The sequence below is a fragment of the Streptococcus sp. KCJ4932 genome (genome assembly GCF_004352745.1).
Lineage (GTDB): Bacteria > Bacillota > Bacilli > Lactobacillales > Streptococcaceae > Streptococcus > Streptococcus ruminicola.
In genome coordinates, this window is record NZ_SJWW01000020.1 from 1 (window position 1) to 15,069 (window position 15,069).

At 35.9% G+C, this 15,069-nt stretch carries 21 protein-coding genes and 1 riboswitch; of the genes, 19 read left to right on the forward strand and 2 right to left on the reverse strand.

Going from position 1 to position 15,069, the window contains the following annotated elements; translation table 11 throughout:
• Positions 1-173 precede the first annotated feature (173 nt).
• Positions 174-677: a helix-turn-helix transcriptional regulator gene (locus E0E02_RS08430; RefSeq protein ID WP_052698768.1), complete on the reverse strand. Its 504-nt coding sequence runs from the start codon at positions 675-677 to the stop codon at positions 174-176.
• A 215-nt stretch (positions 678-892) separates the two neighbouring features.
• Here E0E02_RS08430 and E0E02_RS08435 point away from each other — a divergent pair, with 215 nt between their 5' ends.
• The 19 genes from E0E02_RS08435 (at position 893) to E0E02_RS08525 (ending at position 14,260) form a co-directional block, all read left to right on the forward strand.
• Complete coding sequence (locus E0E02_RS08435; RefSeq protein ID WP_045797984.1) at positions 893-1,081, forward strand: hypothetical protein; 189 nt, start codon at positions 893-895, stop codon at positions 1,079-1,081.
• A gap of 280 nt (positions 1,082-1,361) precedes the next feature.
• Positions 1,362-1,604: a hypothetical protein gene (locus tag E0E02_RS08440; protein WP_133018361.1), complete on the forward strand. Its 243-nt coding sequence runs from the start codon at positions 1,362-1,364 to the stop codon at positions 1,602-1,604.
• Positions 1,605-1,812: 208 nt separating this feature from the next.
• Positions 1,813-2,163: a hypothetical protein gene (locus tag E0E02_RS08450; protein ID WP_045797982.1), complete on the forward strand. Its 351-nt coding sequence runs from the start codon at positions 1,813-1,815 to the stop codon at positions 2,161-2,163.
• Between the two features lies 1 nt (position 2,164).
• A complete protein-coding gene (locus E0E02_RS08455) occupies positions 2,165-2,431 on the forward strand; it encodes a hypothetical protein (protein ID WP_045797981.1) in 267 nt (88 codons plus the stop codon).
• A 13-nt stretch (positions 2,432-2,444) separates the two neighbouring features.
• Positions 2,445-3,260 carry a DnaD domain protein gene (locus E0E02_RS08460; RefSeq protein ID WP_133018363.1) on the forward strand — a complete coding sequence of 272 codons (816 nt, stop codon included), beginning with the start codon at positions 2,445-2,447 and terminating at the stop codon, positions 3,258-3,260.
• Between the two features lie 16 nt (positions 3,261-3,276).
• Positions 3,277-4,122, forward strand: coding sequence for an ATP-binding protein (locus tag E0E02_RS08465; protein ID WP_133018364.1), 846 nt, complete (start codon positions 3,277-3,279; stop codon positions 4,120-4,122).
• A 161-nt stretch (positions 4,123-4,283) separates the two neighbouring features.
• Entirely contained in the window at positions 4,284-4,532 is a 249-nt protein-coding gene (locus tag E0E02_RS08470; RefSeq protein WP_133018365.1) for a hypothetical protein, read from the forward strand.
• 7 nt (positions 4,533-4,539) lie between these two features.
• Entirely contained in the window at positions 4,540-4,683 is a 144-nt protein-coding gene (locus E0E02_RS09470) for a hypothetical protein (RefSeq protein ID WP_165937146.1), read from the forward strand.
• Between the two features lie 95 nt (positions 4,684-4,778).
• Positions 4,779-5,369 (forward strand): hypothetical protein, encoded by a 591-nt coding sequence (locus E0E02_RS08475; protein ID WP_133018366.1) that lies wholly within the window; start codon positions 4,779-4,781, stop codon positions 5,367-5,369.
• Positions 5,370-5,388: 19 nt separating this feature from the next.
• Positions 5,389-5,820 (forward strand): ArpU family phage packaging/lysis transcriptional regulator, encoded by a 432-nt coding sequence (locus tag E0E02_RS08480; RefSeq protein WP_045797977.1) that lies wholly within the window; start codon positions 5,389-5,391, stop codon positions 5,818-5,820.
• A 328-nt stretch (positions 5,821-6,148) separates the two neighbouring features.
• Positions 6,149-6,610, forward strand: coding sequence for a hypothetical protein (locus tag E0E02_RS08485; RefSeq protein ID WP_133018387.1), 462 nt, complete (start codon positions 6,149-6,151; stop codon positions 6,608-6,610).
• A 60-nt stretch (positions 6,611-6,670) separates the two neighbouring features.
• Positions 6,671-6,883, forward strand: coding sequence for a hypothetical protein (locus tag E0E02_RS08490; protein WP_133018367.1), 213 nt, complete (start codon positions 6,671-6,673; stop codon positions 6,881-6,883).
• A gap of 24 nt (positions 6,884-6,907) precedes the next feature.
• Complete coding sequence (locus E0E02_RS08495; protein ID WP_133018368.1) at positions 6,908-7,159, forward strand: hypothetical protein; 252 nt, start codon at positions 6,908-6,910, stop codon at positions 7,157-7,159.
• 1,012 nt (positions 7,160-8,171) lie between these two features.
• Positions 8,172-8,357: a Paratox gene (locus E0E02_RS08500; protein ID WP_133018369.1), complete on the forward strand. Its 186-nt coding sequence runs from the start codon at positions 8,172-8,174 to the stop codon at positions 8,355-8,357.
• A gap of 479 nt (positions 8,358-8,836) precedes the next feature.
• Complete coding sequence (locus tag E0E02_RS08505; RefSeq protein WP_039697260.1) at positions 8,837-9,358, forward strand: transcription repressor NadR; 522 nt, start codon at positions 8,837-8,839, stop codon at positions 9,356-9,358.
• Between the two features lie 176 nt (positions 9,359-9,534).
• Complete coding sequence (locus E0E02_RS08510) at positions 9,535-10,083, forward strand: hypothetical protein (protein WP_133018370.1); 549 nt, start codon at positions 9,535-9,537, stop codon at positions 10,081-10,083.
• Between the two features lie 153 nt (positions 10,084-10,236).
• On the forward strand, positions 10,237-12,318 hold the full coding sequence (gene pbp2b / locus E0E02_RS08515) for a penicillin-binding protein PBP2B (RefSeq protein ID WP_133018371.1): 2,082 nt from the start codon (positions 10,237-10,239) through the stop codon (positions 12,316-12,318).
• A 59-nt stretch (positions 12,319-12,377) separates the two neighbouring features.
• A complete protein-coding gene (gene recR / locus E0E02_RS08520; RefSeq protein WP_014334442.1) occupies positions 12,378-12,974 on the forward strand; it encodes a recombination mediator RecR in 597 nt (198 codons plus the stop codon).
• Positions 12,975-13,213: 239 nt separating this feature from the next.
• Positions 13,214-14,260, forward strand: coding sequence for a D-alanine--D-alanine ligase (locus E0E02_RS08525; RefSeq protein ID WP_133018372.1), 1,047 nt, complete (start codon positions 13,214-13,216; stop codon positions 14,258-14,260).
• 78 nt (positions 14,261-14,338) lie between these two features.
• Here E0E02_RS08525 and E0E02_RS08530 read toward each other — a convergent pair whose 3' ends face one another.
• Complete coding sequence (locus tag E0E02_RS08530) at positions 14,339-14,896, reverse strand: folate family ECF transporter S component (RefSeq protein ID WP_133018373.1); 558 nt, start codon at positions 14,894-14,896, stop codon at positions 14,339-14,341.
• Positions 14,897-14,940: 44 nt separating this feature from the next.
• Positions 14,941-15,031, reverse strand: a riboswitch (THF riboswitch).
• Positions 15,032-15,069: the final 38 nt, after the last annotated feature.

A 15,069-nucleotide genomic window follows, 5' to 3' on the forward strand; every position in this document is an offset into this window, starting at 1 on the left:
ACTTCTTTGATATTCATGTATAAACCTTTCCATCAGCAGGCAAGCTATTATTAAAAAGGTTCTAGGTTTTACATGTTAAGTTATTAGTTTCTTAATATAGATTTTCTTGAAAAATGAATTAAGAATCGTAGAAGTTGATTGTGTGAAAATCGAAAAAAAGCTTATTTTTGATTTTAGTATTTATTAGATAGGCTTTTAATTAAATCAAAAACAAGTTGCTTGTCTGAGTTATCAAGTAATTCAAAAAAGAGTAACATTTCTACTTCTTTGGTATGCATTATATTATTTTGGTTATCGAATAATGCATAATGAATAAAGTCATTTGTGACTGTATTTTCTAAAAAAAGTTTTATACGTTTTTCACCTATAATTTTAGCTATTTCATCATAAATCTTTCCGGTGATGGTACCATCAAAAGGTGTATCGTATGCTAAGTTCTTAATATCTTTATTTTGTGAATAGTCACTATAACCTAGCAGGTAGCTGGTACTCACACCAAAATAATTAGCTAAGCTATTAGCAGGCTTAGACTTAATTTCGTTTTCAGGTTTTTCCCAGTTTTGATACGTCCTTAAGGTGACACCTAGATTTAATTCAGTTACTACTATCTCACTATAGAAATCTTTTTGCGTCTTTCCTGTTGCCTTACGCAAATCTTTTAATCTGTTTTTTGTCATAATATCTTTTTTCCTTTTTTTGATTATAACATAGCATTTTAATAATTAAAATAAAAAACGAATTTTTTTTCGTTAAAACACTTTACAATGAAATTATTTTCGTTTATAATGTGTTTTGTAATCAAGAAAACGAAACTATTTTCGTTTGGTGTTGCGGTCTGGTTTGACGGTTGGGCGTCCGCCACAACAACTAATAAAGCAAGAAAGGAGTACAAATGCTTATTACAGAGGAAGTAGCTACTAAGGTTAGAGTTAAACGAGCTATCTTAATGCTAGGAAAAGTAGAAACAGCGAAGACATTAAGAGTTACGCCACCTACTCTCGCTAAAATTGAAGCCGGTAATTATGACGCTCCAAAACGTATCTATGAAAGTGTTATGAATTGGCTAGTAGAAGACTACTAAAAAACACGTACCTAAAAAGATACGTGAGAGCAACAAAAAAAGGCTTATGAAGTTTGGCGACCACTAAGCCTTTTAGGAAATAAAACTAAAACAAAATTAATAAAGCAGGCAAGCTATTATTAAAAGGGTTTTAGCAAAGTTTTTATAGTTTAATTTTATCAAAGTTAGACTATTGTGTCCATACGGAGAGCGGGAACTCTTAAAACTACAAAATAATTGGTATGTATAGTAAACAGCATTAAAAGGCAACAAGAAAAAATCAAAGAAGAAAGGAAATAGCATGGAATTAAAACGAATTGAAGAACTAGGATTTCAAGGGAATTTTCATGATGAATACTTACAAAGCGACTACCATAACAACGATTTAACCGAACAAGAAGAAAGTGATTTAAATTATTATGGTAGTACTATTTTAAGCCACTCAATCGAAGAAAATAGTTTAGGAGAAGTTTATAAAAAACTATTTCTTATGGGGAAAATCGCTGGTATTAAGCAGGAAAGAGCTAGAAAGGGTCAAAAATGATTTACCAAGAAATTAATTTACCAATCTGGGCTCAGTTAGTACTTATGGTGGTATTGATTATAGCATTACTTTTATTGTTCCATATTAAGCCCGTAGAGGACGTTGAAGAAGAGAATGATAAAATACCCGATAATCATGTTAGAGAGCGATACGGGGCTTATATTCAATCACAGGGACGATATTATAACTAAGAAAGAGAGGTTAAACTATGACGGTACAAAACTTACCTAAAAATGATAAGCGTGTACTAAGCCTTATCAAAACAGGGGCAGAGAACGCTATAACAGGCGCTGAAATCGCTAGTATCTCGGGGCTTGATAAAAGACTTGTACAGAAGATTATTAGCCGACTAATTACAAAATACGGTGTTCCTATTGTGGGGGTAAGAAGTGGTAGTAACCGAGGATATTTTATCCCCGCTAATAAAGCGGAACTAATGGACGGTACAAAGGCTTTTTATAATCAACTTCAAGATGAACAAAAGCGTCTTACTATTTTGGTGAACGCTGACCCAGCTATCTATACAGAGCTTATTAAAGAGCTTTTAGAGGGGGTGTAATATGGGAACATTTTCACCCGAGTTTGAGCAAGGTTTATTAGACCGTATAGACGTAGTAACCGATAAGAAGTTAGAGCTAGAAAAACGGCTACAGAAACAGACGGGCTTAATAAGCTCTAAAGAGCTGAAAGAGGAACTAGATATAACAGGCGCCACACTTACAAGTTGGGTTAAAAAGGGGCTTAAAGTTTACCAACCGCCTTTTGAGAGTAGCAAAAAACAATATTTTAGAGTGTCAGACGTGATTAATTTCTTAACTGTACGCTAGAAAGGAGCAATAATTGGCAGAGAAAAAGACTAAAACAAAAGTTTATTTTTGGTTGAAAGTTGATAAAAAGTTTTTTGAAAATGTTTTTATCAAGCGATTGAAAAATATGAATGGCGGGTATGCTATGACTGTTATTTATATTCGACTTATGCTAGAGAGTTTAGAAAGTGACTGTATTTTATACTATGACGGCTTTCTTGAAAGTTTAGTAGAAGAATTGGCTATTAAATTGGACGTATCAGAAGATGATATTAATATGACAATGGCCTATTTTACCAAGTGTGGGCTCATTCAAATTGATACCGAAGGAAATGCTGAACTACCACAGGCTAGAGCTATGTTGAAAAGCGAAACCAATTGGGCAAAATACAAGCGTGATGAAAGAGAAGCTGGACAAATTCCAACCAAATTGGACAATGTCCAACTAATGTCCAACCAATGTCCAACAGAGATAGATATAGAGAAAGAGATAGAACATAAGAGTAAGAGTAAGAATCAGAATAAGAATAATGCTTCTGCTGATTTTTCTGAAATTTATTCTTACTACCAACAAGAAATTGGTGTCTTATCCCCTAATCAAGCTGAACAACTAGCGGACTATATCAAACTAGATAACTTTGAACCAGAGTTATTGAAGCGTGCTATTGATAAAGCTTCTAACAATGCTAAGCGTTCCTTTGGTTATGTGAATTCTATTCTAAGGAATTGGAAACAAAACGGCATTACAACGCTTGTACAAGCTGAAGAAGAGGATAGGAAGTTCCATGAGTCTAAGCAACAACCTGCTAAAAGTGATATAGAAAGCACTATCCCAGATTTACCATTTTAGAAAGTGAGGTAAAAACATGATAAAGAACCCATTTGAGAACTTAAAAGACGTTGTAAAGCTTGAAGAGGTTTGTCCCGTCCATAACGTACACTTACAACAACTTGATAAGGTTCTTGTAATAGCAGGCGAAGCCAAACCAAGAAAGCCCGTCCCTTTTTGTCCCGAATGTGCCAAAGAGGAAATAGCTCAAAAGAGCCAAAGCGAACTTGAAAAACTCAAAAATAAAGAATTGTACGCAAATACTTACAACGTCTTGGAGCGTGATAGTACAATCCCTAAAGAGCTTAAAACGGCTACCTTTGACACTTTTATAGCAAATACACCAGAAGAGCGTCAGCTTTTAGCCTTTGCTAAACAGCAGGCGGACAAATATCTAAATGGCATGGTAGGAAATACGCTTATAACGGGCGGTACAGGCATTGGAAAGAGTCACCTAAGTATTTCTATTGCCAAAGCGATAAACGAGGGATACAGGGCAAAAAATGAGCCTAAGAGTGTGTTATTTATCAGCCCTACAGAAATCATTAAGGAAATCAAAGAGGGGTGGAATTATGGCAGAGGTGCCAAATTAACAGAAGCAGAAGCGGTTAAGCTATTGACTGAAGCTGACTACCTTATTCTTGATGACCTTGGGGCGAAGAATGCAACACTAAACCCTAAAAGCGATTGGGAACAAGACTTCTTATTCGATATTCTGAATAATCGAGAAAATACGATTATTAATACTAATCTAAGCGGGTCAGAGTTAAAGAAAGTCTATAATGAACGCAACGCAAGCCGTATCTTGAAAGGCTTAGAGGGTAACACCTTTAAAGCGCTTGGTATCAAAGATAAGCGTTACAGTATCCGAAACTTGAAATAAGACTTTTTTCCATTTTTGGAAAGCAAAAAATAAGGCTTTTTTGAGGTATTTGGTAACAAAAAGGGTAACAAATTTATCAAAAATACTAAAGAATACTATATTTTCAAGGATTTAGTTAACAATAGATTATTAATACCTAGAGTAATACAAGGAGAATAAGCATGAATAATGTAAAATCACACAACGAAATCAGACCATTAACAGTAGAAAAACTACAAAATTGGATTGAGGGAGAACGAGAACGATTTGAAATTTTATGTTTTGGTGTTTGGAATTGCTTGGATAACTTGCATGGTATGCTTGATGATAATGAGTTAAAGTACTATCCTAAAGAGCTTAGAAAACGAAAAAGAGTAGAATATGCAAAACTAATGAGACAGAGTAGAAAGGGAAGCTATGGAAACAAATAGGGATTTAATGACATTAGTTAAACAAGGGTATATTTTATATTCAAAAAATGGTACAATAGTAACAGAGAAAACACCAGATTTTGGTACACTTACATTAAGTTATCAAGGCGGAAAATTTACACACTTAACCGTTACGACAACTAAAAAATAGCGTCTATCTGAACAACAGAGGGCAATTCATTAAGCTTGTAATAGCTTTTTGAGTTGTCCTCTTTTTATTTTTTAAACAGAGAAGGAGTACGAAGAATGAAAAAAATTAATGAAGCAATCGCGGAATACGCTGAAGAAAAGCGAGCACGAAAAGAAGAATATCTTAAATTTGCAGCCTTGCAAATGAAATACCTTGAAAGTGATTATACTGGTAAAAGAGGCCATAAAGAAGCTATTGATAATAGACGCTTGGAGTATGAAGACGTAGACGCTTGGAGACAAAGCAAGTTACTTGAAAAGCTTGACGAAGTGGTGGTAAAGGAAAGAGCTAAATTTACAACAGAAGCACAAGTAACCGCTGATGATTTAGCTGAACTAACTTTATTGGAAAATCTCGAATTGACTGAAAAAGATTTAACTTATTATGTGAGCAAATACCAGAAAAAACCGCTTGCGCTTAAAAAGATAAAACAAATTTATCAAACAAAACCTCGAATTTTTGCTTTCCCAAAATTAAAAGAAGAGATTTTAAATGATTGGGAAGAACAAGCAAAAGAGGCAATTCGCTATATTACACAATTAGATTATACAAGAGGAGATGGAGCAGATTTGATTGTAGATAAAGCGGTTATGGACGCTAACAATAAGTATTTAGATGAGTATTTAACAGCTTATAATAATTATTAAACCCAAAGGAGTTACCGCCATGGATTTTCTAAAAGAAATCGATAAACAAAGCACCAAGAATAATGCTTATAAACTTCTAAAACAATACCGCCGTTTTTCTCGTATAGCTGGGGAAGAATACACGCCTAAACTTACACCTACTTATACGCTAGAACCTAAAACAGTTAGGAGTTATAACAGTGGTAGTAGTCAAACAGAAGCCCTAGTAACCAGACGTGTATCGGCTTGGAATGAAATGGAAGCTATTATGAAGGCTATCAATCGTGTTATTGACCCACTTGTAAGACAAGTTTTGATTGAGAAATATTGCAAGTGGCAAATTAGAACTGATTGTGAGATTTATATGGAGCTGGGTTATTCTGAAAGCGAGTTTTATCGAAAATTAGAACGTGGTGTTATTGAGTTCGCAGAAGCCTATCGTGGTGGTGAATTATTGGTGTTTTCTAGATAACAAAAAGGGTGCCCCAAAAATGGGACACCTTTTTAACCAGAAGATAAAAACAACACGCTTAATGCGTCGAAAATAATTATTTTTTATGACTTTATTTTACCATTTTACGGCTTTAATATCAAAAAAAAATAAAAACGTAGAAGTGACCCACCGCCTCCACAACGTAGTTGCTTCATGGGCGTTAGACCACTCCTACAAGGGTAGTATAACATAATAAATGATTTAGTTAAAGATATGTATTTAAGCAATTTAATTGGGTTTTTACGTATATAAGGGGGCAAAGGTGGTTACAGTTAAGAGGTTGGCGATAGAAGCTATTACAAAGCCTATGAAGTTAAAAGGGGTAACCAAAGCAGTAGCAAAATTGGACGGTGAGAGGCTTAATATAAACCTAGAAGCGTTATTTATAGAGTTTGAAAGCCAACGCCTAGAACTTGATAAGATAGCAGGAACAAAAGGGGGATACCGCTATTTTTTCCTTTGTCCAAGGTGTCAGAAGCGTTGTAGGGTGCTTTATAAACGAAACACGGGATATTATTGTGGAACGTGTCAGGGTATCCATAAGCAGACGTTAAACCGCAGTAAAACGGATTGTCAATATTATTGGGAGTTAGCACTAAAAGAAGCACGAAAAATAGACCCATATTATACGCCTAAACGTGGTGGTTACATGTTTGACGGCTTTCCTGAACGTCCTAAATATATGAGAATTAACACGTATTTAAAGCATTACAGACGCTTTCAGAAGTATGTTGCAAAAGGTGATAGTCTTTGGTTAAAAGGCTTCTAGTGGTTATATTTTGTATTGAAAACGATATTTTTATATAATTGGGGAAAGGTAGAAGTTATTATGACGTATGAATTTTACAAAGAAAATCCCAATGATAAAATTTGGTGGGTAGAGGTTACTGACCAAGTAGGTGTTCGCCAGTTTAGTTTTGATAAAAAGAAGATATACAATTTATTTGCTGATTATCCCCACAATATGACTGCTGAAGAAGTGGAAATTTTCGATAAAGAAAATCCATTCTGGGCCAACTTCTTTAAGTGGAGAAAGAAATAGAAAGCGGGATTTTGAGGATTAAAAATGAAAACATCTGTAGGATTATTATTAGACGCCCTATCTGAAATTGTCCCGAACTGGGATATCGAGGACGGGCTTTATAGTTCAGTTGTGAAAATGATTAAAGAATTGCCAAAGGAAGATGGCTATAGAATTATTTCGAAGGAAGATTTAAAACTATTTACAGAAGATGATAGTTCGAGAATACTCCGATACATTGAAGATAATCAAAGTAATCTACAGAAAGACCCATTTGAAATTGAATTAATGTTTTAGTTATACGCACAGCACCTAGCACTATCTTAATTGAAGGCGTGGAAGAGTTCACACCCGATATTACAGATTTAAACCCGCTCAAATTTGAGCAGGTTGGCTATTGCTCATTTTTGAGTAATAGCTTTTTTTATTTTTGGGGTGTAGTTATAGCTACACCCTACAAGCGTACCCTTAAGTAAGGTTGTAAGTAATGGCATTTTAACTTTGCTTAACAATTTTATGAAGCAAAAAAAGTAACGTCCCAAAATGGACGCTACTTTGTAAGTACACTTTTACTCAAAAATGAGTAAAAGACAAAAGAAAAAGCGAAAATCGCTCCAAAATACCCAACACGGAAATGATAATCGCTAAATAATTGGTAAAGAGGGCGTAAGCCCTTTTACACACCTATTTTAACATAAACAAGCGTAGTTGTAACTACCCTTGTGTTTACTTTTGTTGCTCAAAAATGAGCAACAAAAAGAAGCGCAGAAGTTGAACAACAAAAGTTTAAATTGGGATTAATCATGTTAGCCCTTGATATCCTATATAAGTTAGTTGAACTACTTAAACGCTTCTAAAACAGCTACAGGCGAGGCGAGAAATCTCCCTCACTTGTATTTTTATTTTAACATAAAGGCGTGTAGTTTCAACTACATACCACTTACTTTTTTCCGATTTTGGGAGAAAGTATTTAAGGGTGTAGTTATAGCTACACCCTTACTTTTAGACATTTTTGTCGAAAAGTAAAATGCTTATGGGTGTACTTTCAGGTACGCCTGTACTTTTGCTCAAATTTGAGCGGAAGATACACAAAAAGCGCAAGCCTGAAAGTCAGCAAACAAAAGGCAAGCGCTAGGTCAAACATAGGACAAAGAAAGAGCAGACAACTCTTTCTTCTGCTCCTATTATATCATAAAAACCTAGAATCAAAAGAACTTGAATTTAGACTTGGTTAATGTGTATTATTTATAAGTTAAAACAATAGATTTTTTTGCTACTTTACGAATAAATAAGTAAAGGAGATATGGTTATGTTATATTATGATGAATTTAAAGAGGCAATCGAACGTGGTTATATAAAGGGAGATACTGTTCAGATTGTAAGAAAGAATGGGATAGTATTTGATTATGTTCTCCCTAATGAGCCTATAAAACCTTACGAGGTGGTTACCACTGAAAAGGTAGCAGACGTTTTGGAAGAGCTAAAAGAATGGTAGAAAGGCAACAAAAAAAGAACCTCAAAAAACAGCCCGACCAAGGAAGTTTAAATAAGGTTCTATAGTGGGAACGGGAGTGCTCCCCCGAACATTTTCATTATATCATAAAAGCACCCGTTAAGGTGCTTTTTTCTTGCCTGCTGAACTCGTAAAATTTGTTAAGATATGTTTAGATTTTTGTTTAGAAACATTTTTTCTAAAATTGTTTGTAATAAATGATTTTTACTTTGCTATATGCAATTGTAGCCCTTAAGTGTGCTATTTCATGTATATACAATAGTAGAAAGAGAACTTGGGTAAATAATCTGATAAGAGATTATAAGGCGTAAAGCCCTTGATATGAAAGCATTCTAGGCTAGTCCCTAGGGTGCTTTTTTTGAATTTGTTACCCTTTTTGTTATCAGTTTGGAGAAATTCTGTTTTCGTTCAATTTGTGGTATGATTAGTAGTAAGTATTATATTTTGTAAAGGGGGCTTTTATGAAAGCAGCAGAACGCCGTCAAAAAATTATTGATATTTTGAGTCAGACGCAAGTTCCCATTTCAGCAAGTGTTTTAGCAGGTCAACTTGGTGTGAGTCGCCAAATTATTGTAGGAGATGTGGCTTTGTTGAGAGCAGCTAATCATGATGTCATTTCTACGCCACGAGGTTATGTCTTATCTCAGGCACTTTACTCACACCAGTTTATCGGGAAAATTGCTTGTCAACACGGTCCAGAGCATACTAAAGAAGAATTGGAGAGTGTCATCTCAAAAGGTGGCATTATGGTTGATGTGGAAGTTGAACATCCAATTTATGGGATGCTGACAGCACCTCTTAATATCAAAAGTCAGGAAGATATTGATAACTTTATGGAGAAGGTTGAACATTCAAATGCTACACTCCTTTCATCTTTAACGGATGGTATTCATACACATACCTTGTCATGTCATTCAAAAGATGAATTTGAAGAAATCAAATCTGACTTGTCTGATAAGGGCTTGCTTTTGAAATCAAATTAAAACAGCTACAGGTGTCTTGACACCTGTTCTTTTTTTCTTTATAATAGGCTAGGTCAGTTAGCTACTTTCAAAAAAACGTGTGTATTGCTTGTTAGTTAATTGATTAAAGCTATCGTCATACCTGAGTGATAATTGGGGATCATTCAGGTATTATCATATATAAAAGGAGTTGTCATATGAGACGTCATCAAACTAAGTCTCTTGCTTTTACAGCTATTTTAGTTGCCTTTGGGATTTTAATTCCTATGGTTATGCCGGTTAAGGTTGTCATCGGTCCAGCTTCATTTACACTAGCTAGTCATGTGCCAGTCTTTATGGCTATGTTCATTTCACCACAAGTGGCTGTTTTAGTCGCTTTGGGAACAAGTCTTGGATTCTTGTTAGCTGGTTTTCCAATTGTCATCGTTTTGCGAGCTGTATCGCATTTGTTGTTTGCAGTAGTTGGTGCTGTCATGATTAAAAAACGCCCATCACTGCTTGAAAAGCCAATTTTGACATTTGGATTAGCTATTTTCTTAAATATTTTACATGGTTTAGCAGAATTCATCGTTGTTCTTGCTTTAACAGCTGGTGCACATACAGGAGCAGCTTATATTTGGTCTTTGGTAGGCTTGATTGGGTTAGGTTCTCTCGTTCATGGAACAATTGATTTTTACATTGCGTATTTCCTTTGGAAATTCTTACGTGATAAAGTTGGCGTTGATTTTTCAGTTGATGCTAAATAGAGTGAAAGGAGTGTTAAATCACTCCTTTTTTGGTGAGCTTTTTTTCTTGAAAAGTGGGGATGTAAAAAAGTGAAAAGTTTTACATTTTGTGTCACTCTCTTTTAAGTAAATTGTGATAAAATATAAAACGAAGCTTTTAATTGTGAGGAAAGAATGTCAGTTAAGAAGAGATTGAGCAAAATCAAAATTGCCAAAAAAACAACCAGTATTACAAAACGTATTTATTTGATTTTTGCAGTTATCGTCGTCTTATTTTCAATTATTATTTTAAGATTGGCACAGATGCAAATTTTAAATAAATCTTTTTACGATGATAAGTTAAATTCATCAACTACCTACAAGGTAACGTCCTCAAGTCCTCGTGGTCAAATTTTTGATGCCGCAGGCAATCTATTAGTATCAAATAATGTTAAACAGGTCGTTGCTTTCACACGTAGTAATACCATCACTGCTGAGGAAATGAAAAACTTGGCAAAAACGCTATCGACCTTGGTTGATTTTACAGAAACAAATGTTACAACACGTCAGAAAAAGGATTATTATTTAGCTGATTCAGACACTTATGCTAAGGTAGTCAAGAGTCTTCCAAATAATCAAAAATATGATAATTATGGTAATAACTTAACAGAATCAAAAGTTTACGCCAATGCTGTCAAGGCTGTAACGGATGATGAGATTAATTATTCAGAAGACGAATTGAAGTTGGTGTACATTTTCAGTCAGATGAATGCTGCCTCAACTTTCAGTACGGTTAACTTGACGACTGGTGATTTGACAGACGAGCAAATTGCTTATATCACAGCTAATCGTTCAAAATTATCAGGTATTTCAATTGCGACTGATTGGGATCGTCAAACATCAACAGGTTCTCTATCAACCCTTATTGGTACAGTTTCTTCAAAACAATCAGGTTTGCCAGCTGAAGAGGCAGAAGAATATCTAGCTAAAGGTTATTCGATGAATGACCGTGTCGGAACATCTTATCTTGAAAAAGCTTATGAAGATGATTTGCAAGGAACACACACAATTCGTGAAATCACTACCGATAAAAATGGTAACGTTGTGGCAGATGATGTTACTAGCGAAGGTAAAGCTGGTAAGAATTTGAAGTTGACTGTTAACTCTGATTTTCAATCAGGTGTTGAAAATATTTTGAATCAGTATTACGGAGCCTCAATCGCTGCTGGTTTTGCTACTTATTCTGAAGGGGCTTATGCGGTGGCTTTGAATCCTAAGACAGGTGCTATTTTAGCCATGGCAGGTTTGTCACATGAAACTGGTTCGTCAACAACAACTCTAGACGCTCTTGGAACAATTAATGACCTCTTTGTTCCAGGGTCAGTTGTCAAAGCTGCAACTATCAGTTCAGGTTGGGAAAATAATGCGATTTCTGGTAACCAAGTTATTGCCGACCAGTCAATCAATCTTGCTGGCTCTCCAGCCATTAAATCGTGGTTCACAGGTAGTGGGGCAACGAATATCACAGCTGTTCAAGCCCTTGAGTACTCTTCAAATACTTACATGGTTCAAGTTGCTCTTAAAATGATGGGGCAAGAATATTATTCTGGAATGGCACTTGCCACAACTGGAACAAAAGAAGCTATGGAAGAACTTCGTGCTACCTATGCCGAATATGGTTTAGGAACAAGCACTGGAATGGATTTGCCAGAAACAACGACTGGTTACCTCTCAGAAGATTACAGCCCTGGTAATGTCTTAACAGAAGCCTTCGGTCAGTACGATTCTTACACACCAATGCAACTTGCTCAGTATGCTGCAACAGTCGCAAATGGTGGTAACCGTGTTGCGCCACACATTGTCGATAGTGTCTATGATAATGATGGCACAACAGGACTTGGCAACTTGTCTAAAACGATTGATACTAATGTTTTAAACAAAGTTAATATTTCAAGCGATGAAATGGCTCTTCTTCAACAAGGTTTCTATCAAGTGGTAAATAGTACAAGTGGTTATGCTACTGGTACCCACATGCGTGGAAATGTCACTATCGCTGGTAAAACAGGTACTGCCGAAACTTACAAAGAAGATGGTAATGGTAATGTTGTGACAACAGTAAACTTGAGTGTTCTTGCTTACGATTACTCAAAAAATGATGATTCTAAAATTGCGGTTGCGGTTATCATCCCTCACTTGACAAGTGATGATAATCACCCTAACCAATTAATTGCGCGTGACATTATTAACTTGTACATGTCAACATACGCTAATAAATAAAAGAGAAGTTCGAGTCGGCGAAGGTCGGCTCGTGACTTTATCAGAAGAAAGGAGAAAAAATGCTTTATCCAACACCGATTGCAAAGCTAATTGATAGTTTTACAAAGTTACCAGGAATCGGGATTAAAACGGCGACGCGTTTGGCGTTTTACACGATTGGTATGTCTGATGAAGACGTGAATGAATTTGCTAAAAACTTGTTGGCTGCAAAACGAGAATTAACTTATTGTTCAGTGTGCGGGAATTTGACTGATGAAGATCCTTGCCAAATTTGTAATGATCAGACACGTGATCGTTCAGTGATTTTGGTGGTTGAGGATTCAAAAGATGTCTCAGCTATGGAAAAAATCCAAGAATATCACGGACTTTATCATGTCTTACACGGGCTTATTTCACCGATGAATGGTGTCGGTCCTGATGATATTAATTTGAAGTCATTGATTACACGTTTGATGGATAGTGAGGTTAGTGAGGTTATTATTGCAACCAACGCCACCGCAGATGGTGAAGCAACATCTATGTATATCTCACGTGTCCTAAAACCTGCAGGAATCAAAGTAACACGCTTGGCGCGTGGATTAGCGGTAGGTTCAGATATCGAATATGCCGATGAAGTTACCCTACTTCGTGCCATCGAAAACCGAACAGAATTGTAGGATACGAGAAAAGCAGCGGAAGGCTGCTTTTTTCTTTGTCATCTTTTCTTCCATCTAATGCCCAATCTTGTTTGAAAGGCGGCTTCTTTTGTGGTATGATAATTAGGAAATTGTAATAGAAAAGGAATTGAACTTGAACTGAGATTTGGCTTATTTTGTGAGGCTTCTTGGTTCGATGAAAAATGTTATTAAGTATATTAAAACTTGGTACCTTTTTTCTGTTCAGGTAATTAAAGTTTATGGCAAAAGAAACGCTTGTTTTACTTTATGGTGGACGTTCTGCGGAACGTGAAGTATCTGTTTTATCAGCTGAAAGCGTCATGCGTGCGATTAATTATGATAAATTCTTTGTGAAAACTTACTTCATCACAAAATCTGGTGATTTTATTAAAACACAAGAATTCTTTAGCAAACCTGCTGATGATGAAAAATTGATGACTAACGACACAGTTGTTGAAAGTCAAAAAATTAAACCAAGTGATATTTATGAACCTGGCGCAGTAGTATTCCCAGTTCTTCACGGACCAATGGGTGAAGACGGTTCTGTCCAAGGCTTCCTTGAAGTTCTTAAAATGCCTTATGTTGGAACTAACATTTTGTCATCAAGTGTTGCAATGGACAAAATTTCAACAAAACATGTCCTTGAATCTGCAGGAGTTCCACTTGTTCCTTACGTGACTTATGTTGAAGGTTCTGATTTTGATGCAGCCGTAGCAGAAGTAAATGACAAATTGACATACCCTGTCTTTGTTAAACCAGCTAACATGGGTTCTTCAGTAGGTATCTCAAAAGCTGAAGATGAAGCAGCACTTCGCTCAGCTATTGATTTTGCCCTTAAATATGATAGCCGTATTCTTATTGAAACTGGTGTCAATGCGCGTGAAATCGAAGTTGGTATTTTAGGAAATGCTGACGTGAAAACAACACTTCCTGGTGAAGTTGTTAAAGACGTTGCTTTCTATGATTACGATGCTAAATACATCGATAATAAAATTACTATGGATATTCCAGCACATATCGATAGCGACATTATGGAAGAAATGCGTGCTTATGCAACAACAGCCTTCCGTGCTATCGGCGGATGCGGATTGTCACGCTGCGATTTCTTCTTGACTGAAGAAGGGAATGTTTACCTTAACGAATTGAATACAATGCCTGGTTTCACACAATGGTCAATGTATCCACTTCTATGGGAAAACATGGGACTTGCTTATTCTGATTTGATTGAAAAATTAGTTGAGTTGGCTAAAGAGATGTTTGAAAAACGCGAAAGCCATTTGATTTAAAAATGAAAAGCACCGTTAGGTGCTTTTTTGCTGCAAAAAAATACCTCAGAGATGGGATAACTCTCTGAGGTTTTTGATTTATAAATTAGCAAGCTTGTGTAGTTCAGGGATGCGCTGCAACCTTGGAACAACAATCATGATGACGATAATACGAATTGGAATTTCAAAGATTTTTAACCAGCGACCTGCTAGATATTGTGCCCAAAATGGAACGTGAAAATAAATCTGAACAAGCAGTGGTGTGAAGATAAAAGTACTAATCAGCATGGTAACAAGTACTGCCAGAGTGACGTGAAGCCAATCTTTTTTATTTGACCATTTGAGCTCTTTTCCATAGAAGAAAAGTCCATAAAAAAATCCTTGAACAGCTTCCATCAAAGTCCACCAGATAATAAAGTTTCCTTGACCGCTTAAGAGATTATCAACGACATCAAGAATGGCAAAACTAATAAATCCCCAAATAGGACCAGCAACCATTCCGATAATAGTATTGACAATGAAAGTAAAGCTTACGACCAACTGTTCTGGAATGACCGGAATAGAAAATTTTCCAACAATGAATGCCAGTGCAATTAGCATAGCTAGGGTCACGAGTCGCTTTGATGTGAGTTTTGGTGTTTGAAAAATGTTTTTCATTTTTTGCTCCTTTTTACATTTGAAAACTGGAGCTGTTAAAAAATAACAGCGGATGCAACGATTCACCGCGCAAATTGCTTCGTTGTGTGACGACATCCCATTCACACACACTTGACGCGAATCATCTACTCTGTGTAAGGTTTTATCTCCTTACAGGTTTATTGTATCACAAA